At 74.1% G+C, this 1585-nt stretch carries 1 protein-coding gene and 1 pseudogene; both read right to left on the bottom strand.

Features of this window, described 5'->3' with window-relative positions:
• Nucleotides 1-409, bottom strand: a pseudogene (locus D471_RS36100) (ABC transporter ATP-binding protein); the annotation flags it as partial.
• Between the two features lie 168 nt (nt 410-577).
• The gene (locus tag D471_RS37840; protein WP_017601165.1) at nt 578-1168 is read right to left on the bottom strand and encodes a hypothetical protein; all 591 of its coding nucleotides are present in this window, start codon (nt 1166-1168) and stop codon (nt 578-580) included.
• Between the last annotated feature and the right edge of the window lie 417 nt (nt 1169-1585).

Raw genomic sequence — 1585 nt, forward strand, 5'->3', positions numbered from 1 at the left:
GGCCCAGCGTGATCGTCAGGGGCACCACCCACAGGGACGCCCCCACCGGATTGGGGCCGTAGTCCCCGGGAGTCCGCGCCAAGGCGGTGAACGTGTCGGGTGAGAAGGAGATGACGGTCACGCACACCGACAGCGCGCTCACCACGAGGAGGAACACCGCGCGGATCCGGCCGTGGCGTTCGGCCGGAACCGGATCGGATTCCCTCAGATCGCGCCACACCACCGGGAAGAACACGAGCGCGCCCAGGAGTACGGTCACCTGCCACCAGGGGGCGTTGTGCGCGCTCGTCAGGTCCTCGCCCTCGGCGGAGAAACGCACCGTGTCGACGAGGGCGAGCAGCATCCCGCCCCCGATCAGCCCCATGCCGACCCAGCCGACCGCCTCGCCGATCCGCGACGCACTCTTCACCTGTGTCCTCGTTCCTCAGCGCACTCGTGACCCGGCTCCGATGCCCAGAAAGGGAGGGAACGTCGGATTCTCGGTCGCCAAGATAACAGTGCGTGCGGACGTCGGGTGTACGCGTGACCGCGTCCGGACACCGCAGGAGGCGAAGACCACAGGCCGTGGCCGGAGGCGTCAGCCGGTGAGCGGCGTCATCTCGTCGCCGTGCGCGTCGACCGCGCGCACCGTCACGGGTTCGGCGGGCGGTCCGTCGCCGCGCCGCGGTCCGGCCACCGCGAGCACCGGCCCGTCGCCCTCCTCGGCCACGGCGCCCGACACCGAGAGCTCGGCGACCTCGCGCGAGGCCGCCGCCAGGTAGTGCCACCGGCCTCCAGGGGAGCGCCACCACGTGCCCGCCACCACCTGGCGGTCCAGGTTGCTGCACTCCCACCCGCCCGAACGCTCCCCGACCGTGGTCGTCTCGGTGCCCTCGTCGGTGCGCACCACCAGGACCGCGCGGGCCAGACCGCCGCCGTCGTGCGTGCCGTAGCGCAGGCACACCCACCGCCCCGAGGCCCCGCCGGGCAGCTCCTGTGTGGCGAACTCCCACGCCGTCGCGGTGACCACAGGTTCGCGCGGCGGGTCGCCCGCGCAGCTCGCCAGACCCCAGAGGGTGAACCCGTGCTCGTCGTCCAGGACCTCGTGCGGCCCCAACCGGCGGATCCGCGCCGGTGGCGGCGGCATGTACCCCAGGTGCGCCGTGGCCGGATCACCCAGGTCCGCCACCGTGTACGGCTGCCCGTGCGCGATCTCCGGGGCACCGTGTACGGCTGCCCGTGCGCGATCTCCGGGGCCCGCAGGCGCAGCACCGGTCCGGTCCCGCAGTGCCCGTCGGCGGGCAGTGGTTCGGTCACGCCGTGCTCGTCCCGCCCCACCTCGGACCAGCCCTCCTCCGGCGCGCCAAGCGAGGCCGACGCCGCCTCGGTCACCCACGGCGGCAGGAGGTAACGCACGCCGTCGGCGGTCTCCGACAGGCGCAGCGCGGGCCAGTTCGCCACCCCGTCGGCGGGTTCGGGGAACACGTCGAACTCCGTGCCGCCCGCTCCCCGGGCGTACCGCGCGGTCCACGGGGTGTCGTGCAGGACCACCACGCGACGGCCGTCCACCCGACCGGCGAACACCAGCCGCGGCTCCCGCGGCCGG

The organism is Nocardiopsis lucentensis DSM 44048, from assembly GCF_000341125.1.
Lineage (GTDB): Bacteria > Actinomycetota > Actinomycetes > Streptosporangiales > Streptosporangiaceae > Nocardiopsis > Nocardiopsis lucentensis.